24 protein-coding genes are annotated in these 19,917 nt (G+C 35.9%); 3 read left to right on the top strand and 21 right to left on the bottom strand.

The window, feature by feature from the left end; all coding sequences use genetic code 11:
• Window positions 1-5: 5 nt before the first annotated feature.
• From dnaN to WC747_03340, 7 genes are all read right to left on the bottom strand, one after another.
• The gene (gene dnaN, locus WC747_03370) at window positions 6-1,061 is read right to left on the bottom strand and encodes a DNA polymerase III subunit beta (GenBank protein MFA5999029.1); all 1,056 of its coding nucleotides are present in this window, start codon (window positions 1,059-1,061) and stop codon (window positions 6-8) included.
• A 152-nt stretch (window positions 1,062-1,213) separates the two neighbouring features.
• Window positions 1,214-1,480: a hypothetical protein gene (locus WC747_03365; protein ID MFA5999028.1), complete on the bottom strand. Its 267-nt coding sequence runs from the start codon at window positions 1,478-1,480 to the stop codon at window positions 1,214-1,216.
• Window positions 1,481-1,506: 26 nt separating this feature from the next.
• On the bottom strand, window positions 1,507-1,923 hold the full coding sequence (locus WC747_03360; GenBank protein MFA5999027.1) for a hypothetical protein: 417 nt from the start codon (window positions 1,921-1,923) through the stop codon (window positions 1,507-1,509).
• Between the two features lie 70 nt (window positions 1,924-1,993).
• Complete coding sequence (locus tag WC747_03355; protein ID MFA5999026.1) at window positions 1,994-2,395, bottom strand: hypothetical protein; 402 nt, start codon at window positions 2,393-2,395, stop codon at window positions 1,994-1,996.
• A complete protein-coding gene (gene xerA / locus WC747_03350; GenBank protein MFA5999025.1) occupies window positions 2,370-3,284 on the bottom strand; it encodes a site-specific tyrosine recombinase/integron integrase in 915 nt (304 codons plus the stop codon). The genes WC747_03355 and xerA overlap by 26 nt, the downstream gene beginning before the upstream one ends.
• A 9-nt stretch (window positions 3,285-3,293) precedes the next feature.
• Window positions 3,294-4,712: a proline--tRNA ligase gene (gene proS / locus WC747_03345; protein ID MFA5999024.1), complete on the bottom strand. Its 1,419-nt coding sequence runs from the start codon at window positions 4,710-4,712 to the stop codon at window positions 3,294-3,296.
• Between the two features lie 126 nt (window positions 4,713-4,838).
• On the bottom strand, window positions 4,839-5,759 hold the full coding sequence (locus WC747_03340) for a hypothetical protein (GenBank protein MFA5999023.1): 921 nt from the start codon (window positions 5,757-5,759) through the stop codon (window positions 4,839-4,841).
• Between the two features lie 102 nt (window positions 5,760-5,861).
• Between WC747_03340 and WC747_03335 the strand changes: the two genes are divergently transcribed.
• Together WC747_03335 and WC747_03330 are read left to right on the top strand one after the other, a co-directional pair.
• Window positions 5,862-6,536, top strand: coding sequence for a hypothetical protein (locus WC747_03335; GenBank protein ID MFA5999022.1), 675 nt, complete (start codon window positions 5,862-5,864; stop codon window positions 6,534-6,536).
• Window positions 6,537-6,587: 51 nt separating this feature from the next.
• On the top strand, window positions 6,588-6,947 hold the full coding sequence (locus tag WC747_03330; GenBank protein MFA5999021.1) for a nucleotide pyrophosphohydrolase: 360 nt from the start codon (window positions 6,588-6,590) through the stop codon (window positions 6,945-6,947).
• A 14-nt stretch (window positions 6,948-6,961) separates the two neighbouring features.
• Here the strand turns inward: WC747_03330 and WC747_03325 are convergent, their stop codons facing one another.
• The 14 genes from WC747_03325 to WC747_03260 form a co-directional block, all read right to left on the bottom strand.
• The gene (locus WC747_03325) at window positions 6,962-7,900 is read right to left on the bottom strand and encodes a DMT family transporter (GenBank protein ID MFA5999020.1); all 939 of its coding nucleotides are present in this window, start codon (window positions 7,898-7,900) and stop codon (window positions 6,962-6,964) included.
• 2 nt (window positions 7,901-7,902) lie between these two features.
• Window positions 7,903-8,838: a DMT family transporter gene (locus WC747_03320; protein MFA5999019.1), complete on the bottom strand. Its 936-nt coding sequence runs from the start codon at window positions 8,836-8,838 to the stop codon at window positions 7,903-7,905.
• A gap of 18 nt (window positions 8,839-8,856) precedes the next feature.
• Complete coding sequence (locus tag WC747_03315) at window positions 8,857-9,675, bottom strand: TIGR00282 family metallophosphoesterase (protein ID MFA5999018.1); 819 nt, start codon at window positions 9,673-9,675, stop codon at window positions 8,857-8,859.
• A gap of 6 nt (window positions 9,676-9,681) precedes the next feature.
• Complete coding sequence (gene rny / locus WC747_03310) at window positions 9,682-11,238, bottom strand: ribonuclease Y (protein MFA5999017.1); 1,557 nt, start codon at window positions 11,236-11,238, stop codon at window positions 9,682-9,684.
• A 224-nt stretch (window positions 11,239-11,462) separates the two neighbouring features.
• Window positions 11,463-11,750: a cell division protein ZapA gene (locus WC747_03305; protein ID MFA5999016.1), complete on the bottom strand. Its 288-nt coding sequence runs from the start codon at window positions 11,748-11,750 to the stop codon at window positions 11,463-11,465.
• Complete coding sequence (locus WC747_03300; GenBank protein ID MFA5999015.1) at window positions 11,750-12,058, bottom strand: hypothetical protein; 309 nt, start codon at window positions 12,056-12,058, stop codon at window positions 11,750-11,752. The genes WC747_03305 and WC747_03300 overlap by 1 nt, the downstream gene beginning before the upstream one ends.
• 105 nt (window positions 12,059-12,163) lie before the next feature.
• Window positions 12,164-12,511, bottom strand: a complete 348-nt coding sequence (rplT, locus tag WC747_03295; GenBank protein ID MFA5999014.1) for a 50S ribosomal protein L20 — start codon at window positions 12,509-12,511, stop codon at window positions 12,164-12,166.
• 15 nt (window positions 12,512-12,526) lie between these two features.
• Window positions 12,527-12,721, bottom strand: coding sequence for a 50S ribosomal protein L35 (gene rpmI, locus WC747_03290; GenBank protein MFA5999013.1), 195 nt, complete (start codon window positions 12,719-12,721; stop codon window positions 12,527-12,529).
• Between the two features lie 20 nt (window positions 12,722-12,741).
• Window positions 12,742-13,278: a translation initiation factor IF-3 gene (gene infC / locus WC747_03285; GenBank protein MFA5999012.1), complete on the bottom strand. Its 537-nt coding sequence runs from the start codon at window positions 13,276-13,278 to the stop codon at window positions 12,742-12,744.
• 20 nt (window positions 13,279-13,298) lie between these two features.
• The gene (gene recA, locus WC747_03280) at window positions 13,299-14,330 is read right to left on the bottom strand and encodes a recombinase RecA (protein MFA5999011.1); all 1,032 of its coding nucleotides are present in this window, start codon (window positions 14,328-14,330) and stop codon (window positions 13,299-13,301) included.
• Between the two features lie 3 nt (window positions 14,331-14,333).
• The gene (locus tag WC747_03275) at window positions 14,334-16,256 is read right to left on the bottom strand and encodes a peptidylprolyl isomerase (protein MFA5999010.1); all 1,923 of its coding nucleotides are present in this window, start codon (window positions 16,254-16,256) and stop codon (window positions 14,334-14,336) included.
• A gap of 31 nt (window positions 16,257-16,287) precedes the next feature.
• On the bottom strand, window positions 16,288-16,989 hold the full coding sequence (locus tag WC747_03270) for a hypothetical protein (GenBank protein ID MFA5999009.1): 702 nt from the start codon (window positions 16,987-16,989) through the stop codon (window positions 16,288-16,290).
• A 9-nt stretch (window positions 16,990-16,998) separates the two neighbouring features.
• The gene (miaA, locus tag WC747_03265) at window positions 16,999-17,952 is read right to left on the bottom strand and encodes a tRNA (adenosine(37)-N6)-dimethylallyltransferase MiaA (protein ID MFA5999008.1); all 954 of its coding nucleotides are present in this window, start codon (window positions 17,950-17,952) and stop codon (window positions 16,999-17,001) included.
• Window positions 17,953-18,248: 296 nt separating this feature from the next.
• Window positions 18,249-18,905, bottom strand: a complete 657-nt coding sequence (locus tag WC747_03260; protein ID MFA5999007.1) for a CarD family transcriptional regulator — start codon at window positions 18,903-18,905, stop codon at window positions 18,249-18,251.
• 226 nt (window positions 18,906-19,131) lie between these two features.
• Between WC747_03260 and WC747_03255 the strand changes: the two genes are divergently transcribed.
• On the top strand, window positions 19,132-19,917 hold a 786-nt coding region (locus WC747_03255; GenBank protein ID MFA5999006.1), incomplete at its 3' end, for a hypothetical protein.

Genomic DNA, 19,917 nt, shown 5'->3' with positions numbered 1-19,917 from the left:
CTCTTTTATGGATTGTTTGCAGAAACAGGCATCACTAAATACATTAAATGACAACTGTCATCTATTGCTTTGAAAATAATTGGACGCGTATTGCTTTTCAAGAAACAAGTAATCTGTTCATTGTCAAATGACTGCAATCCCTGCAAAAGATATGGCGAATAAAAACGCATTTCTAAATTTTCAGATGTAAAATTATCGATTGGGAGCATTTCATCCAAATTTCCAATTTCTGAATTCTTCAGTGAAACTTTTAAATTATTTTTAGAAAACATAAAATTAGTTGCTAAAAATTGACCAGACAGTAAGCAAGCAGATCGGCGTAATGTTTTAACCAAATCAGACTTGTTCATAGTTGCTGGAGTAAAAGAATCATGCTGTAAAATCGATTCATATTTTGGAAACTCATCAGCCAGTAACTTGGTGAAGAAATTAAAGCGATCACCAGAAAAGACCAATTGATTATCGCACATGCCTAAAAAGATTGATGGTGCATTAGAATTTTCAAGAATTTTTTTAAGTTCAAAAATAGCTCGCCGTGGCAATAACCATTTTCTTTCTTTATCTAAAACGTATTTCTCTGATGTCACCTGAGCCAAACAATGTCCATCAGTCGTTGTTAGCTTAAAATCTTTAGAAGATATTTCTAAAAACAGGCCATTAAGCGATGGTGTTGCGTTATTTTGAGGAATCAAAAACGATACTTTTCCCAGCATGTTTGATAAAAACAAAGAATCAAGCTGCATAAGATTTTCAATGCGCTCTGGCAACGGCGGAAACTCTTCAGCTCGTTTGATATTAAATGAAATGTTAATTTTCTTTTCAGCCTTTAACGTTAACTGATTATCATCAAAAATACATTCGATATCACCAGCCATTTCTTTAACCACGTCAAAGATTTTTTTTCCAGGAACTAAAAATTGAACGTTTTCTACAGAACTTTCTAGAAGTTGACAGCTGTATTGCAAGCTGATTTCCAAATCTGTTGCTTTTAAAATAAGCTCTTTATTTGATACATGAAACAAAATGCAAGACGTTGAAGAAATCTTTGTCTTTTTGTGCAAATTGGTTGCATAAAAAAAAGAGTCGCCAAAAAATCTTTTTGACTAATTATAAAAGAATTGCTCATGGAAACCTTTCTTGCATATTTCGGTATTGATCACTTGTTCATTATACAAAAACAAGATTTTTTCTCAATTAAATGTCTTTAGAAGCTCTATATTCTTGAATTTGCTTTAACAGTTTCATCGATCCAATCATTAATAGTTGATATAAATTTTATATCTTTTTCCGTATCTGCAGTTCGTGCTCGTTCTACTTTTTGATTAATTGCTTCTCTTGCTGCTTGATCACGATTTTGTATTCTTTTTATCATATCAAATATTTTTTGAGTTCTTGAATTTGTATCGCTAACTTCACTTGCAACAGCATTAAGGCTAATTATACTTAAGCTAACCAAAAACAATGTATTTCTTTGCACCATGAACTCTCCGCTAACACCTTAATTCTTTATAAAAAATTTAATGATTGTTTTTTAGCTATTTCTATTGCTATAGCTATTTCTGACCTGCTCTGTTCAGCCTCTGCTTCATCAATTGCTGCTTGTAGAGTTTTAATAGCTGCTGTTCTTTTAACGTAAAATTTAGCTAAAGAGTTAGCGTCGTGATCATTTTTAAAGCGAGCTTGTTCTATTTTTTGATTAATTATTTCTCTTGATAATTGATTGCGAGATTGTATTTTTACTACCGCTTGAACTGAAGCGATTTCAAGTGCTAGAGATGGATTAGTTTCTCGCAAATTTGTTTCAACACTCAAGTGGCTCAAATAGTTCAGTGTATCAGTTACTAAAAAATCTGTTTCACTTGCAATAATGTTAAGACTGAACACGCTTAAACCAATCAAAAGTAATGTATTTCTCTGAATCATGAATTCTCCAAGGATTTTTAAGATTATTTTTTATACTTTATAGTATAACAGGCATTGTAAAGCCATTCATCTATTTTTTATTTTTTGTATGTCTTTGTACCCACGCTCTTATTGTTTCCATATCACGGCAAGTTACGGTTGTTGCTTGTAACCTTGCTTGCGTCCTTGCGTAAGCCTTTTCTCGTGCCACTTGAGCTAAAGCAGCTAATCTTGCATCCTCTACTTTTTGCTCAATTTTTCTTTTTCTTTTTTCTTCGAATTCTTCCTTAACCTCTTTTTTTATCTGCGCAACGATACCAGCCACTTCTGCATGAATTCTTTTTGCAAGCCTAGCTTCGTCTCTTTTTTCTTGCTCAATTTCTTTCATTATTTTTTTCAAAAATGCATCCTGACTTGCAAAGCTATCCAGGCTACAGACAATTAATCCAAGAATAATGAGTTTAATCTTATGCCCTTGGATGATATTTATCATATAACTCTCGAAGATGAGTCATTTCAAGATGAGTGTAAATTTGCACAGTATTAATTCTTGAATGACCAAGAAGAGCTTGAATAGCACGCAAGTTAGCACCACGTTTCAGTAAATGAGTCGCAAGTGAATGACGTAGCACATGCGGCGAAATCGAACCCATCAACCCAGACTTAGCAGCTATTTCTTTTAAACTTTTCCAAAATGTCTGACGCGACATATGATCTATCTTGCCACCGTAAAGAACAGGGAATAGATAGTCAGTTTGCTTATCTTGTCCTCCAACTCCCAGCAACCGAGAGTGAATCTGATTTAGATATGAGTGCAACAATATAATTATTTCATCTGGCAACGGCACTACTCGTTCTTTACCACCTTTGCCCGATACCTGCAAACATCGATCTTCAAAGTTAATATCTGAAGTTTTAAGGGCTACAAGTTCGCTGACTCGAAAACCACACGCATACAACAAGCACAGCATCACTTTGTTACGCTGGCCAGCTACCGTTTTATACTCGTCTGCAGCCAGGAGCAAAGACTTTATTTGGTCTTGGGTTAAATTTTTTGGTAAACGTTTGGGAAGCTGTGGAAACTGAACGCCTTGCGTAAACGGCACCAAATCATGATATTTTGATAAATAATTTGCAAAAGTTTTAAGCGCGGAAAGTTTTCGCGAAGCACTTTTTGGCCCAACGTTTTCATTGTGCCGCAAAAACTTTAAAAAATCTTTTACGTGCTGATTGGTAAGCTCTTGAACCGTTTGTATCAAGCTTTCTTTTTCTACAAACGTTAAAAACTGATCAATATCACGTTTGTATGCCTCAACTGTATTATTTGCCACACACCGTTCAGTCATTAAATAATGCAAAAACTTTTGAAATAAATTCCTCAAATTATTTCCTTAGTAAGCTTTTCCAACAATAACATCACCAAGCGACTCTTTACCGCAAGCAAAACAGTTTTTAAGTTCTTTAGATTCAATCATGCAACGAATTGAAGCTGCGTGTTCTTTCAATTGCAACTCACAATCAACGTTTTGGCACCAACCAACTTGGTAAATTCCATTATGTTCTTCAAGGTCTTTTATAAAGTCTGAAAGCTTATCGGCCTTATGCCACATGCTCGCATAGCGATCTTGGGCACGTTTGAAAAGTTCATTTTGAATACTTTCCAGTTTTGCCGCAGTCCATGAAACTATTTCTGCTGCTTGCACTGTTTCTTTTTCTTTACCGAGTCGTGACGTTGCAACAATGACACCAGCGTCCATATCGCGCGGTCCAACTTCTAAACGTAGTGGAACACCTTTAAGCTCCCACTCGTAGAATTTAGCACCTGGGCTGGTATGTTCATCAAGGTCAACTTTGACAGAGATACCTGCAGCTTTCAGTTGTGCTTGCAAACTTTTAACGTAATCGACAACGGTGTCTTTTGTTTCTTTTCTTAAAATTGGAACAATGACTACTTGGATAGGAGCAATTTTAGGAGGCATAATAAGCCCACGCTCATCGCCATGACTTGCAATCACAGCTCCAACAAGTCTTGTCGTTGTACCCCAGCTGGTCAAATATGGATACGCAACAGCACCATCTTTATCTTGAAATTTCATATCAAAAGCATGCGCAAAACTTTGTGAAAGCAAATGAGATGTTCCCATCTGCAAAGCTTTACCATCAAGCATAAATCCTTCAAAGGTATATGTTGCCTGCGCTCCTGGAAACTGTTCATTTTTTGTTTTACGGCCTTTAATGACCGGAATAGCTAAATAATTTTGAGCAAGGTTCACATACTCTTCAAGCATCATAAGCGTTTCAGCAAGAGCTTCCTGCTCAGTTGCATGAGCCGTATGACCTTCTTGCCAGTAGAATTCTGTTGTTCTTAAAAATGCTCGTGGGCGTTTTTCCCAACGAACTACATTAGCCCATTGATTAATTTTTAAAGGAAGATCACGCCATGAAACTATCCATTTTGCAAACATATGATGAATCATAGTTTCTGATGTTGGGCGAACTACCAACGGTTCATCAAGTTCTTTGCCACCAGCATGTGTTACGATTGCAAGCTCTGGAGCAAATCCTTCAACGTGCTCAGCTTCTTTAGCAAAAAATGATTGCGGAATAAAAAGAGGAAATAAAGCATTTTCATGACCAGTTTCTTTTATACGATCATCAAGAATTTTTTTAATATTTTCCCAAATTGCGTTTCCATAAGGACGAATTACAATACAGCCACGTACAGGAGCATGATCAGCAAGTTTTGCTGCGTAAATAACTTCTTGATACCATTCTGGAAAATTTGTTTTAATATCAGGCAACTTGTTCATTTAAAATCCTTTGTAATTCTTGAGCGTAACTCACGAAACTATTTCATATAAAAGTCTTATATAGTCATAGGTTAAAGTATACCCAAACTGGTCAAATATGTAAAAAACTAAAGCACCAAAACGTAACTACTTTCTGGCAACTTGTTTATCAAGAGCATGTTGAGCAGTTGCCAAACTACCAGCGTTTTGTTTCATGAGGATTTCAAGACTTACAACGCTCTTATGTATTTGACCTGCTATAGCATCAAAAGAAGTTTTTTCTTGAGATACTCTATCAGTAAATATGACATTGCTTTGATGCATTGTTGCCAGTACTGTTTGAGTCTCATTTAATAAATCAATCCAAAATCCAGATCCAGAACTTTCATCTGTTACTTTTCCAAATATTTCTGTATCTAAAGCTCCAATAATTAAAAATAAATTCGTTAAAAGTTCTTTATTTATTTTTATTTTTTTTGCTTGAATCTCCCATAATATACGTTGAATTGAATCATCATGCTCACGTAATTGTCCAAGAATCATCTTTATTTCTTTATAAGCTTTTTGCTCATATGACTCTGTAGGGATTTTTTCTTCAACTGCTTTTGCTTCTTGCTTTTGCAGTGCATTAAAGTACTGTACAGCCGCCCCTAATTTACCAGCTTGAATGAGCTGAGCAACGGATTTCATGCTGTCACCTTGCATCGCACGATAATCTACTAAAGCCCCTAATGATGTTGTTAGATTTTTACTAACTTCTCTTGCAATCTCTAACACGTCATCATCTTTATATTCTACAAAGCCTCTTACAATATCACATAAATCAGGAAAAACATAACTCCCAGCTTCTTGAATAGCCGATCTATACGATTGTCCGGGATCAAATAAACTTTTTTGTTCAGGCATTTCTGGAATAGGATAAAAACTCTTATCGTTACTCTTGCTAGGTGGTAATTCTTCATAATCATCCAAACAATCTACACTAGCAAAACAATCAGGACTTTCTGAACCTAGGCAATGAAAAGATGAAAATCCTAATACAACCACGAATATAATTTTTTTATTCATATTTTTATTTCCTCAACCATTGATTAATACGTAGTAAAAAGATATGAGATGTGTAAACTTTTATACACCATAAAATATACTGTAACCATTACTAAACTAAATATGAAACTTATAATTTTTATCTTATCTTTCATAGCAACACCTCTGCTTTCAAGCAACTTTCAACAAGAAGCATTTGATGAAATGACTTTCTATTTTCCTACTAATTCTGATAATCAAGAGGATGAAACATATAATATTTCTTTATCAAACCAAGTAATTATGAGCTTCTTAATTGAACCTATTTTTAGAGCAGATACTTTTACTAACCATGAAAAAAGGATTCATGAACGAATTATCGAATCTTTATTTAAAACATTAGACCATCAAAAAAAGAATAAACGATTTTTAATCTTAACTGATATACAAAAAGAACAACGTCGATTCATACGTATTTTAAGAACTAGAGAAAGAATTTTACGAAAAAGACAGTCTGCAAATATGATAAGAAACCAAGATGTTCCATTCCCTCTTGTGCGAGAAAATGCTTTTAGATACATTTTTCCGCAAATATTTGGTGCTCGCAGAGATCGAGAAGAAGAAAACACGAACGGAAACAATAGAATTTCAAGAAGTCTGACCCCAACTGAAGTTTTAGACCAAGATGTCTTAACTCAAGACAGCGCAGATTTTTCTTATCTTTCTTCAATTGAGCACAACGCATCATCCAGCAGTAGCAGCAATTCATCCAATAGCAGTGCATCATACTCCACGATATCTTATAATGATCATGAATAAACCATTGCTAAAATAACTATCTTTTAAAATAAAATTGGAATTAATTATTATATGAACGATCAAAAAACAACCATTAAAGACCTCAAAAATATCGCTAAAGAGCTTGTTGACGAGCGCGATTGGAACCAATTCCATACTCCAAAAGACTTAAGCATGAATCTTTCTGTTGAAGCCAACGAACTTTTAGAAAAATTTTTATGGATCACGTCGAAAGCTTCTTTTGAAGAAATCGATAAAAATCGTCAAGAAATCGAAGATGAAGTTGGAGATGTTTTATTTTCAATTCTACAGTTCTGCACAGTATCAAACATTGACGTAACCGCAGCATTCCTGCAAAAAGTTGAGAAGATAAAACAGAAATATCCGATAGAAAAATCTAAAGGTCGACACGATAAATATACAAAGCTGTAATGAGCTGTGATGCTTTACTGCACGTAGCCTTGACGTAATTCTTCTTGGTAAAAGATATAGATGCCAAATCCAAGAATTGCTATCGCTATGAAAAAGCCATAACTTACGCCAACTCCTAGAAGCATCCAATCAAAAAGTGCTGCAAATACCGGTGTGACAAAACCGATAAAAGAAAGAAGTGTTGCACTGTAATGTTTAAGTAAATAACCATAGAGGTTATAAAAAATAACATTTGCCAAAAGAATGATGGCAGCAAGCAGCAGCAAGAATGGTTTTAAGTTGTCCCATGGCAAAGAGACGCTACCTTCAAAATACAATGATACAGGTATTGCTTGAATCCCACCAAGTAGCATTGCGCATCCGTTTACAAACAAAGGTGAGTATCCTTTATCTTTAACGAGCATTCTGACATAAATCCAACCCAATGCACTTGATACAACCGCGATAAATAAAAGAATGTAGGCAGTGCCATTGATATGCCAACAGGTAAAACTAAATGCAGCAGGCTCTAAAAAGAAAACAATACCGCCCATGCCTATGGCAAATCCGAGCCATTTTTTCTTCGTCATTTTTTCATCAAAATAGATATATGAAAAAAGAGCAGAGAAGAATGGAGACAAATTAAACATGAGTGCTGCGCATGATGGCGCAACACTTTGAAGAGCTATAAATTCAGTCGTGTAGGGAATCAGTACGTGAATCAGCGATAACAAGACAAAGATCCAAAGGTCAGCGATCGAACGATCAGCGATCGAACGATCAGCGATCGAACGATCGGAAAACTTCTTAATTTTTGCCGGTCCTGAAATAAAATGATTCATCCCTAAAAGTAAAACACCCGCAATGCACATACGCAACGCTATTAAAAAAATAGGCGGCACATAAAAAAGCAGCATTTTGCCAATGGTAAATGTTAAAGCGAGAAGTGCATAGAGTAAAAATATTAAAATCATATCTACTCAGCTCTATCTTCAGTGTGCTCGTCTTCGTACAATTCTTCTTGGTAGAATACAAACAATCCAAAAGCTACGCCGATAGAGCATAAGAAAAATTGAATCGTAAGCGTTTCATTAAGGAAAAAGTATCCCAAAAGAGCTGTAACAATCGGCATAACAAAAGAAAATAAAATCACGAGCGTAGCACTATACGCCGTCAGTAAATAAGCATTAAAATTATAAGCTATAATGTTTTGAAGTAGCATCATAATCATCATAGACCACATAAAATCGGTCACATGACCTTCTGTCACAAATGGTCGCGTTTCAAAAGAAAATGCCTGAATAAAACAAAACAAACCACCAAGAGTTAAACTCACACCGTTTAAAAAATATGAATTAAAACTTTTAGACGGTCGATCCATTAAATATTTCATGATAACCCAACCATACGCTGTTGCAGCAGCAGCTACAATCATTACTATTTCAGCAACTGAAATAAAACCTATTTTGTATGTAGTATCAACTACATCAGCAGCAGTATCTGTAATCAAAAGTGGTGTAATAGCAATACACGATATAATCATACCCAATATTTTTTTCCAGGTGATGGAATCACCAAACATACGATGAGAAAAAAAGAGCGCAAAAAATGGGCTTAAGTTATACATAAACGCTACTTTAGCCGAGGATAAATGTTGCAGACTCCAGGCTTCGTTAGCATTTGTCAAATAGACGTTAAAAACTGCAAGTAAAAATATATACCACCAATCTTTCCAGCTTATGGAAGACCACTTAAGAGAAGTAAACCACATCCGGTACAGGCCATACGTACAAACGCCCGCAGTAACCATGCGAGCGCCTGTTAAAAAAATTGGCTGACAGTAGAGTAAGGCTTGTTTGCCAAAAATAAAGACAACTGCATACAATGAATAAAGACCAATTATCTGTATCATATCGTCCTATCAGATTAATTATTCATCTGCTCTTAACTCTTCATCAATAACCTTTATACGTTGAATTTGAATTGCCTTTCCAGTTTTGGTATCAATTTCAACCCAGACACCAGTCATAATAACTGGCGGCTCAGTTTCTACCAAAAACCGACTTGGCATTTGTGTTTTAAATCGCTCAATCATTGGAGCTGCTTTCATTCCAATTGATGAGTTAAGTGAGCCACCCATGCCTAAATCAGTAACGTAAGCCGTACCTTTTGGTAAGACTCGCTCATCAGCAGTAGGAACATGAGTATGAGTTCCAACAACACAGCTCACACGTCCATCAAGATAATAAGCAAAACATATTTTTTCAGCTGTTGCTTCAGCATGCATATCAACAATGATAATATTGGTTTTATGTTTTAAATAAGAAAGAATTGTGTCAACCGCTTTAAACGGACAGTCTAAATCTTCTCTCATGAAAACTCGACCTTGTATATTTACAACAGCAATTTCCACACCTTGGCATTTAAAAGTAGTTACACCTGTGCCAGGGCACTCAGATGGAAAGTTAGCTGGTCTGATAACATTGGTATTGCTGCGCATGTACTCAAAAATATCACTTTGATCCCAAACGTGATTTCCTGTGGTTATAACATCAACACCCATATGCTTTAAAGAATTAGCTATGCGTGAGGTAATTCCTCGCCCATTGTTGTTACTGTTTTCACCATTTACAATGGTTGCATCAATGGAATACTTTTCTTTAAGCGAGCTTAAATGTTTTTGTAGCATCATACGACCTACAACACCAACAATGTCACCAATAATTAAAACCCGTATGGTCGATTTCATAAAATATTACCTTGCGTATTCAATAGCGCGTTTTTCACGGATTACATTTACTTTAATTTGGCCTGGAAAGTTCATCTCCAGTTCAATCACTTTTGCCACTTCTCTTGCAAGAGATTTCGCATCATCATCACTTAAAGCGTCTTCCTCAATGATAATTCTAATTTCTCGTCCTGCTTGAAGAGCATATGCTTTTTTGACACCATCAAATGAATAAGCAATTTCTTCCAGTTTTTCTAACTTTTTAATGTATGCAGCAAATGTTTCTCGTCGAGCACCTGGTCTAGCAGCTGAAATAGTATCAGCAATAACTATAATTGGAGCATAAATACTAGCGAAAGGAACTTCTTCATGATGGGCCGCAATAGCGTTTACCACTTCTTCAGCTTCGCCACAACGTTTGGCAATGTCTGCACCAATGATTGCGTGAGCACCTTCAACTTCTGCAGTAACAGCTTTTCCAATATCATGCAAAAGTCCTGCTCTGAAAGCTATGTTGCCATCAAGGCCAAGCTCTTCAGCGATCATACGTGCAAAAAGTCCAACTTCTTTACTATGCTGTAAAACGTTTTGTGAATAGCTTGTTCTGAAATAAAGCTTTCCTAAGAGAGTGACAATTTCAGGATGAACACCCTGAAGATTAAATTCTAAAACTGTTTTTTTACCATATTCTTGAATAAGTTCATCAAGCTCTTGCTCACATTTCGCAACGGTTTCTTCAATCCTTGTTGGATTAATTCTGCCATCTTGTACTAATTTCTCTAAGCTTCGTTTTGCGATTTCTCGTCGAATTGGATTAAATCCAGAAATTGTAATCATTTCAGAACTATCATCAATGACAAATTCCATTCCGGTTGCCATTTCTAGTGACTTAATATTTCGTCCCTCTTTACCAATGATACGACCTTTCATATCATCGCTTGGAAGAAGAACACTTCCTGAGGTAAGGGCAGCAATACTGTCAGCGGTATAACGTTGCATAGCTGTAACGGTAATCTCTGCAGCTTTTTGTTTTGCTATATCCTGAGCTTCTTTTTCAACTTTTTGAACCCATTTTTCAGCGCTATGTGTAACTTCAGCTTCTAATGTTTTCAACAATGTTTCTTTTGCTTTTTCACGGCTCATGCCACTTAGTTGTTCTAATTTTGCAATAAGATCATCGTACAATGTTTTTAATTTTGCTTCGTTGACACGAACAAGATCGTTCATTTTTAAAACATCACGTTCTTTTTGTTGTAATTCGTAACGAATATCATCAAGACGTTGTTCTTTTTTTCCCAATGCTTCATATTTTAAATTGATTTGCTGAAGCTTTTGATCAAGATCAACACGATCACGCTTAAGCTCAACATCAAATTCTTTTCTTTTTTTGTATAACTCATCTTTAATTTTTAGATAAGAATCTCTTTTTTCATGTTCAATGCTCTGACGAGCTGATTCAATACGCTCTTTTGACTGTACGAGTAAAGATTGCGCCTGAAATATTTTTCTTTGAGCGTAAAATAAAAGCATAATACCGGAAACAATCGCTCCAATTCCGGTTATAAAAAATATTACTTCTGTCATTTAAAATTCCTTTAAAATTTCTTTAAGCTTAAAACTATCAAATATATTTATGGCGTAGCATACCATAAACCCCAAAAAGAGAGCATGTATTCCTCTCTGTTCATCGTGCATCCAGTAGATACACTTTTCAAAAAATAAACCTTGAAATGCTAAGGCACCCCAAGGCTCATTTTTTTGCACATAATTGTAAACTAATCGTTATTAACGTCTAGCTTACAATCGTTTCAAAAAGAAAATTCTTCTTCACTTAAAAGCGTCATAATCTTGTCGGACTGAATTCGTTCCTTTTTGACTATTTGTTCCATAGCCAAGAGTTCTTCAGTTGCTTTTAATGCGGCAAGCACGGCAATTTTTTTTGTATCAATTACCATTTTGTTTTGTGCTGAAATTTCTTTCATCACGCTATCAACTCTGCGCACAACTTCTAGAACAAATTCATCTTCTTCGTCACTGACTATCGAATATGATTCGCCAAAGATTCGAGCTTTGTATTTTTTCAATTCTTTGCTCATTACTGCTCTTGCGTTTCAATTAATAGCAACAAGTTATCAACAACCATTTTAGTCATCATTTTTTCTTGGCTTAATTCTTCCAAGTCTCTTGTTTCAGAAACCAAAGATCCTTCTAAGGCCTTTAATTGTCCTTGAAGATCTTTGTTCTTATCTTTTAATGAAAGATTCTCTTCTTTGAGCATTTTCATTATTTCAATAAGCTGAATGACTTTTTCTTCCAGCGTGGTCAAATTTAAACCATGCTTAGCTGCTGGCATTTCTTTGCTTCTTGCTTGAACTTCTTTGCTTTTTGACTGTACGGCTTCCATAACAATCTCCTTTAATAAACAAACACAAATCTTGCATTGCAAACAAACTGTAATATCAATCCACAACGTTCGTCAAGTGTCATATTAAAAAAGCAAAAAGAGTGCTTAGCCTCGTGCAGTTTCTACAACTTTTTGAAACACAGTTGGTTCAAAAATTGCAAGCTGACTTAGCATTTTTCTGTTTAGCTGAATATTAGCTTTTTTCAAAGCTGGGATAAAGGCACTGTATGAAAAACCATGAGGTCTTACAGCAGCATTGATACGAGTAATGAAAAGAGCACGCATGTTACGTTTTTTCAACTTGCGACCTTTAAATGCATAAGCTAAAGCTCGCATTAAAGTTTCTTTTGCTCGTCTAAAAATGTTTTTTCTTTGACCGAAAAAACCTTTAGTTTGTTTTAGTAAACGTTTGTGACGTTGTCTTGTAACTTTACCAGATTTAATTCTTGACATAATAACCCCTATACTTTATGAATTTGGCAGAAGGCGAGCTATGCGATTAGCATCAGCCGTGCAAAGCGTCGATTCTTGTCTTAGATGTCTTTTGCGTTTAGCGCTTTTTTTGCTTAGCAAATGGCGTTTGCCAGCATGAGAAAACTTAATTTTACTTTTAAGTTTTTTAAATCTTTTTTTTGTCGCTGAATGCGTTTTCATTTTTGGCATAACAATTAAACCTTATTGTTTTATTTTTTTGTTTTCAGAGAATAGATTCTTGACCAATATGGTCCTGCAATAGCATCCTTTTCACACGCTAGATCAATTAAATCTTGATCAGCAAATGATTGGTCAACTCGTGCAAAAAACTCCGTCCCAACAACTCTTTTTGCTTCTACTTCTCTACCACGAAAAACCAACGTGATTTTCAATTTGTGGCCATCGTTTAAAAAGCCAACACCTTGATTCATCTTGGTTTGATAATCATGGATTCCAATTTTCGGCTTCATCTTGATTTCTTTAATCTTGATGACTTTTTGCTTTTTCTTACCTTCTGACATTTTTTTCTTTTTAGCATATAAATTTTTGCCAAAATCCATAATCTTAACGAGAGGAATCTCGTCTTTGTCAGAAAGAAGAACAAGGTCTAAGTTACTTTTTCTTGCAAGTTCCATCGCAGTATCGCGAGACAAAACTCCAAGGTTCTCTCCCGTTTCCGATATCACTCGCATCTTAAATGCTCGAATTTGTTCGTTAATTAAATGAGTCTCTGTTTTATTCTTCAATGTTTTTCTAAACCCTATAGTTAAACACTAGCCATAGCTTCTTTTACTTTTGCTTTTACAGTTTCCATAAAAGCTGTATTTTCTTTCAAAATTTGATACGCCTGATCGCGTCCTTGAGCAAAGTTTTTACCATCAAACGCCAACCATGCACCATGCTTTGTAACCACATTAGCATGCAAAGCAGCATCAAGTAAATCAAGCTCTGCGCTAATCCCAACGTTAAACAACAAATCTATTTCTGTTGATTTAAACGGTGCCGCAACTTTATTTTTAACAGCTTTAATAGCAACACGATTTCCAAAATGAACTTCATCTTTTTTCAAAGAGGCAATTCTTCTAACGTCCAAACGTACCGATGCGTAAAATTTCAATGCTTTACCGCCACTTGTCGTTTCTTTAGGTCCAAAAGCCATCCCACTAATAGTTTGACGCACTTGGTTAATAAAGAGAAGAATCGTGTCAGACTTATGAACGATTGCAGCAAGCTTTCTTAAGGCTTGTGACATTAAACGAGCTTGCAACCCAACATGAGTATCGCCCATATCACCTTCAAGTTCTGCGCGAGGCACTAAGGCCGCAACAGAATCGATCACAACTATGTCAATTGCTCCTGAACGAATCAGCATCTCTGCAATGTCGAGAGCTTGCTCACCGCAATCAGGTTGCGAAATGATCAAGTCTGCAACATTTACGCCTATTTTAGCGGCGTAAGTAGGATCAAGAGCATGTTCAGCATCAATGAAGGCGCAAATTCCACCTTGTTTTTGAGCTTGTGCGATTGCATGTAGTGCCAAAGTCGTTTTTCCAGAAGACTCAGGTCCGAAAACCTCTATAATTCTTCCTACTGGATATCCGCCGACACCCATAATCGCATCTATCTGTAGAGAGCCTGATGATATTGCCGTAATACCTTTAATCGGCTGCTCACCCAAAAGCATCACAGAACCTTTTCCGTACTGCTTTTCAATCAAAGAAAACGTTACCTCGAGAGCTTTTTTCTTGGAGCTATTATTGTCGAGTTCAAAACCCTTTGGAGTGACTTTTTCTTTCATGCTTTATACTTCTTTTGTAATGCTAGAGAGTTCTACTTTGATATCTATCTTATTATTAATATTAGCAGTTCTATACAAAGATGCAATAAAACCCTCTTTGTTTTGGTATATTTTAGCATAGAGCATAGTCTTGCCCAGATGGCCTTTTTGATCCTTAAACAGCTCATTGCTCAATGATGCAACTTTATCCAGCCTTAAAAGTATTCCATCAGTTTTGGTTTCAACGCCTACAAGAGCTCCAACGTGCTGCATTCCTTTGAGCCTTGCTTGTACTTCAGGTTCTTTCAAAATAGCGCCCTGTTCAGCTTTTCCGTCTTTATGGGTGAATGTTGCTACTTGAACAGAAGTACCATGTTTTTTTGCCACTTCTTCAAGAGTCGCTTGTTTAGCGTCTTTAAGGGCCAATGCCAAATCTTCTTTCATCATATCAAAAGCTTTTTGTTCATAATACATGCTTAAAACTTTGCTTTGCACGTCTGAGAGCTCAGGCAAGAAGCTTTTTTCTATCTTAGTACACGTTAAAACAACGCCTTTATCTTTATCAAAGAACGTTACAGATCGTCCTTGCTCAGTTGTAAACAGGTTCGTATATTCAATGCCCGACTTACGAACATCCATTGGCAATTCAGCTTTTGTACCTTTATAACGATCAACAAATTTTACCAACGCTTCAGGATGATACTTTGCACCGGTAACCACTCGTGAAGCATCTTGAGAGAATCGTTTTTTAAAGCGCTCAAGGCTTAACTCTTTTTTGATTTCTGATTGAACAGAATTAAATTCTTTGTATTTTGCTGCGTTTCGAGCCACACGTTGTATCAATTCATATCCTTGTTCTGTTTTGATCGGAGCAGAGATCTGACCATCTTGAGCAAGAAATTCGAACGCAGTTTCTACAACCATTTTGTTCATTTTTGTGTCATCTTTTTTAAAGAACCCTGAAAGTCCGCCACGAGCAGCTGATTTATCATCAGAGAGCTTACGAACCATTCCTTCAAATTGAGATGGATCTTTTTCAGCTTCTTCTCGTATTCCTTCTATTTTTGATTTAGCGTCAGCTTCTTTACCAGCTTCAATTTTAACCAGAAGCGATCTAATTTGCATTTCTGCAGGAGCAATTAGATATCTTGCAGCTTTGTGCTTGTCGTAGAATTGTTTTGCGTCAGAGTCAGAAATATTTGCACTGTAGTTTGAAACATCAAAGGTCCACATAACACCAGCACGTTTTTCTAATGTTTTAAATTTTTCAGCTACGCCAACTTTTTTGTAAAAGTTTTGAAGCGTTTCCTGTGAAGGTTGTTTTGATTTTGCAGATGCAAGATATTTTTGGTATGGCAGAACGACGTAAGAATAAGATTTGTTTGCAAAATCAGTTGTGTATTGCAACGCCATTTCAAATTCAGGTACATAAGCACTTGCATCAATAATTGCAAAAAGCAGTTTGTTTTTTACATCCGTTTCTACTTGCGACACAAAATCTTCTACATTGTAAGGAGCTGCAACTTGATTAAATACATCTTCGTTCAACTGCCCATCTTCTTTTAAGAGATATGATGGAAATTGTTGAATTTGTTTTTTCACTTCTGAATTAATGTGTGATTTAGGGGCACGCAGTGAAATTTCATTTTTAAGATTCTCAACCAAAAGTCCACCCACAGTGCTTTCAACTGTTTGCTTCTGTACATCTTGCTTTGTGAATACATAACCTCGTTGGCGCAGCATTTCTTGTTGCTGTGATGCTTGCTTAAGCTTCATTTGAAATTGAGGCTTTGTTATTTTTTCACTGTAAACTTTAATAACCCAATCTTGCGATCCACGAAAATCAAAAAGTGAAATGCCACTTCCTAGGGCCATCATGAAAAGAAAGATCCAGAGAAATATTTTATATACGTTGTTGTTAATCATCTTGCGCATCAAGCTTATCATTAGTCTTCCTTCTTGTTTATGTACTCTATTTTTAAACTATTTTTATATCGCTACGTTTGATTTTTTCTAAGTTTACAATCTTATCGATATGATTTTGTAACTCTTGCTTGCTGTCATAAGATTTAGTTACGACTTGAAACCAAGTTCTTGTAACTTTACCAGAAGCAGACTTGCTGGTTTTTTGTTGGATCTCAACATTAATATTATGTTTTTTTAATCGATTCTGAAATTGAACTGCGGATGCTCGTTTACCAAATCCAACGAGCGTAGCATAGTAATTTTGTTTGCTCTCTACCCTAGACGGCTCCATCTTTGATTGTTCAACTTTAGATGTAGATGATTTTTTAGTTAATGCAGCTTCTGACAAATTTTTAAGCACCTCAGGGACTTCGAGTTCATCAGTAGCCAACGCAACTCTCGTTGGTTCAACTCTCGTTGGCTCAACCTTCGTTGATACAACTTTCGTTGAAGATGTAGCTGTTGGTCTTGTTGCTAATTCTTCTTCAGTAGCTCCAATTCCACCATTTTTTTCTGCAAATGACTGCATGGTCAGTAAGTAATCGACTTGATCGTTAAATGATTCTTGAGTAGCTTTTTGTGAAAATCCATCGATAACACTTTGCTTGCCCCAGAAGTATCCACCGATAAAAATAAGTAATCCTAAAACGATAAAGACTGCAGCAGAAACGCTTGCTTGCTTTTTTGAAATGTAAATTCCGTTTTCATCTGACATGGTTATAACTCAACAAAATGTTTTTAAAATTTGCTCTGACAACCCATTTATATATAAACCAACATCATATAAAGTCAAGTTAATCTCTTCGACTCGACCGATCAGATCGCTAGAAGAAGTAGCTTGCTGCAATTCTTTTTGTAGTTTATTTAAAAAGATTATTTGCCGCTTTGCATAGTTTCTTGTTTTTTGCGCAATGACATCAAATATCTCATCAATGACCATGTCATTATTATTATTTTCTAGCAGATCGTCATAACCAATTAATTTTTTCTTGCGCAGGAATGGTTCCCACTCAGTACCTCGCAAACTTTCCACTTCTTGTCTCCAACCACTATCCATCATTTCCAGTACTCGCTCGTTAATTCTTTTATACAGCTTAGCTCTGTCACGCGTGCACACCACAAAGTAAAAAGGAGCAAGAGGTTCAAACTCTTGCTTGAATAATGATGGCTTTTGACCAGTTGCTTTAAAGATTGCTAGTGCCCGTATAATTCGATAACGGTCAGCCTCGTTAATCTGACTTGCTCGCTCAGGGTCTGTTGCTTGCAATTGCAACCATAGCTCATTTGACGGTACAAGTGATTTTTCAAGTTCTTGCACCCAAACATCTGCACCTTCAATATCGTGCTGCTTGTAAAAAAATGATTTGATATAAAACGCAGAGCCTCCAACAATGACAGGGACGTTTCCTCGGTCCCAAATTTCTTGCAGCAATATTTTCAATCGCTCACGGAATTGAACTACGGTAAAATTCTCCGGTTGGTCCAAAATATTAAAGAAATGATGCGGTATCGTCTCTTTTGCAAAATCTGGCTTTGCTGTACCGATAGTCAGTGGGCTGTAAAAAGACCCAATGTCTGCGTTAATGATTTCACCTGAAATCTTTTGAGCTAGCTGCAAAGCTAGTCCCGACTTGCCGGTCGCGGTAGCCCCAGAAATTAAAACAACATATCGCTTCATGTATTTATCCATTTATTTAACTTTAATCAGAAATGAAACTTAAGCCGAATTCGACATTAACCACCACTGTCGTTCGTCCCGAGTGATTTTGAAGAAATTGTATCGAGGGATAAAAAATATCTTAATCAATATCCCTCGATACATTCTGCTTTAGCAGAACACTCGGGACGAACGACGGTTAGGGAATAATTTACGTCTTAATATTTTCAATCGAAACTTTATGTCCTGTTCCATGTAAAAAAGAGAGAGAGCCCTGTAGCTCTCTCATCAATTCATATTCTATATATTTTGTTAAATTAGCCAAGGTTTGCGCTTTGCTCACGTGAAGTAATCTTTGAGACAATTTTAGATCTTTTCGGAAACTCAGATATTTCTTCTTGTTCAATTTTATCAGTGCTTGAAGATTTTTCGTTGAAAGATTTTTCGTTGAAAGACTTTTCATCGCCAGATGTTTTTTGAGCTAACAGGAAAGATTTTTGCAAATACTTTGAGGCTTTATCTTTATCAATATTTTTTACCACAGCAATTTCTTCAATTAACAGCAGTTCGATTTTTGATTTTAAATTCCGCTCGCCAAAAGAAAGTTCTTTTGTATGAGAAATTAATTGTAAATCTCGATAAATATGACACAGCTTTAGCAAATCTCCTGATCGTAAACTTAGTTGATATTTTTTATTACGTCTGTTCCAATTATTGATTCCTAGCTCATCGCTACTTTTCTTAATTGGTTCAGCTAGTAACTTGAACATAGAATTGAGATCTTGTTCAGTGCTTAGTCTTCTGATACCGACAGCTTCAATGCGATCTTCAGGGACAAGAACTGCCATATCTTTATTGAAAAACTTTAGTTCATAAAAACTTGTTTGTTTACCAGAAATGAGCCTTCTGACTAATTTAGAAATTAATGCTACTCCGTAGCCAGGATACACAACTTTTTCATCGACTAAGAACATAAGCTCTCCTTTCCTAGAAGAAACCTACTTCGCCGTCAAAAGCGTTATCCTTGTTTTTGACTTATCCATCATATACGATTATTAAACCTTTTAAAAGAGATCAAGGCCAGCTTCAAGGATTAGCGCGTAACCATCGGAATTCTTTTTGTTTTACCTTACAAAACATAGGAGCTGGAAACTTTTATGATAGAATAAATTTTCTTAAGTTTTATAAAGGGGTTAAATCATGCATTCACAATTTTTACAAGCTATCAAATGGAATACGATTAATGTATTTTTGTACAAATTTTTATTACAAACACATCAAGCCTGTTTGTTTTATGTCATAAGCAAAGAACTCTTTGGGATATCCGGAACGATTTTTTCATCCATCTACCTTCTTATCAGTTTAACAAACTTTGGTTTTGACTACTCCCTGTTTTCTTTTTACCAGGAGTACAGCTCTAGTCAGGCCCAATTCAAATCCTTAGTTAAACAGTACGCATTAAGAGTTATGATCACGCTGCTCGTTGTTGCTTGTATTTCCATTGTTGGTCTTTTTGCTTCTGACGTTAAGATAGTCGATTTTTTTCTAAGAAATGTACCCCGCAGCCTTCTACCCTTTTTAGCTTGTATATTTATTACTGAAAGTTTAAAAAAATCTTTAGAAATTTTAGCACAACTTTCTTTCTTGAATAAATCGATCACCATTTTAGAAATCGGTACGATTGTTACCTACTTGACTGTTGTATGGTCATCATATTTTATACGAGGCTCAATTGACCTGCATAGTATCTTTATTCCTATGGCGATTACCTCCTTCTTTGAACTTGTTTTACTTGCTTCGCGCTTGTACCGTTTTTACCTTACCCTTCCTAAGCAAGAAGCGACCGTATCCGCTGAAGTTTTAACTAGCCCGTGTCTCGGCGTAGCTGAAAGCGTAGCCGGAAACCAAGCAATCAACTATCTTAACCAAGTGGCCAAGGCTTTCTTCTCACCTAACTTTCTTATCTTATTTCTTGCATATCACTTA

The organism is Candidatus Babeliales bacterium (genome assembly GCA_041660205.1).
In the GTDB taxonomy this organism is placed as follows: domain Bacteria; phylum Babelota; class Babeliae; order Babelales; family Chromulinivoraceae; genus JACPFN01.
Note: the sequence above shows the minus strand (reverse complement) of the source record. Positions and strands in the feature narration are given on the sequence as shown.

Bases quoted from the DNA above. Each gene is read 5' to 3' on its own strand.
- WC747_03365 (MFA5999028.1), bottom strand. From the start codon at position 1,480: ATGGTGCAAAGAAATACATTGTTTTTGGTTAGCTTAAGTATAATTAGC.
- WC747_03360 (MFA5999027.1), bottom strand. From the start codon at position 1,923: ATGATTCAGAGAAATACATTACTTTTGATTGGTTTAAGCGTGTTCAGT.
- WC747_03355 (MFA5999026.1), bottom strand. From the start codon at position 2,395: ATGATAAATATCATCCAAGGGCATAAGATTAAACTCATTATTCTTGGA.
- proS (MFA5999024.1), bottom strand. From the start codon at position 4,712: ATGAACAAGTTGCCTGATATTAAAACAAATTTTCCAGAATGGTATCAA.
- WC747_03340 (MFA5999023.1), bottom strand. From the start codon at position 5,759: ATGAATAAAAAAATTATATTCGTGGTTGTATTAGGATTTTCATCTTTT.
- WC747_03335 (MFA5999022.1), top strand. From the start codon at position 5,862: ATGAAACTTATAATTTTTATCTTATCTTTCATAGCAACACCTCTGCTT.
- WC747_03330 (MFA5999021.1), top strand. From the start codon at position 6,588: ATGAACGATCAAAAAACAACCATTAAAGACCTCAAAAATATCGCTAAA.
- WC747_03325 (MFA5999020.1), bottom strand. From the start codon at position 7,900: ATGATTTTAATATTTTTACTCTATGCACTTCTCGCTTTAACATTTACC.
- WC747_03320 (MFA5999019.1), bottom strand. From the start codon at position 8,838: ATGATACAGATAATTGGTCTTTATTCATTGTATGCAGTTGTCTTTATT.
- WC747_03315 (MFA5999018.1), bottom strand. From the start codon at position 9,675: ATGAAATCGACCATACGGGTTTTAATTATTGGTGACATTGTTGGTGTT.
- rny (MFA5999017.1), bottom strand. From the start codon at position 11,238: ATGACAGAAGTAATATTTTTTATAACCGGAATTGGAGCGATTGTTTCC.
- WC747_03305 (MFA5999016.1), bottom strand. From the start codon at position 11,750: ATGAGCAAAGAATTGAAAAAATACAAAGCTCGAATCTTTGGCGAATCA.
- WC747_03300 (MFA5999015.1), bottom strand. From the start codon at position 12,058: ATGGAAGCCGTACAGTCAAAAAGCAAAGAAGTTCAAGCAAGAAGCAAA.
- rplT (MFA5999014.1), bottom strand. From the start codon at position 12,511: ATGTCAAGAATTAAATCTGGTAAAGTTACAAGACAACGTCACAAACGT.
- rpmI (MFA5999013.1), bottom strand. From the start codon at position 12,721: ATGCCAAAAATGAAAACGCATTCAGCGACAAAAAAAAGATTTAAAAAA.
- recA (MFA5999011.1), bottom strand. From the start codon at position 14,330: ATGAAAGAAAAAGTCACTCCAAAGGGTTTTGAACTCGACAATAATAGC.
- WC747_03275 (MFA5999010.1), bottom strand. From the start codon at position 16,256: ATGATAAGCTTGATGCGCAAGATGATTAACAACAACGTATATAAAATA.
- WC747_03270 (MFA5999009.1), bottom strand. From the start codon at position 16,989: ATGTCAGATGAAAACGGAATTTACATTTCAAAAAAGCAAGCAAGCGTT.
- miaA (MFA5999008.1), bottom strand. From the start codon at position 17,952: ATGAAGCGATATGTTGTTTTAATTTCTGGGGCTACCGCGACCGGCAAG.
- WC747_03260 (MFA5999007.1), bottom strand. From the start codon at position 18,905: ATGTTCTTAGTCGATGAAAAAGTTGTGTATCCTGGCTACGGAGTAGCA.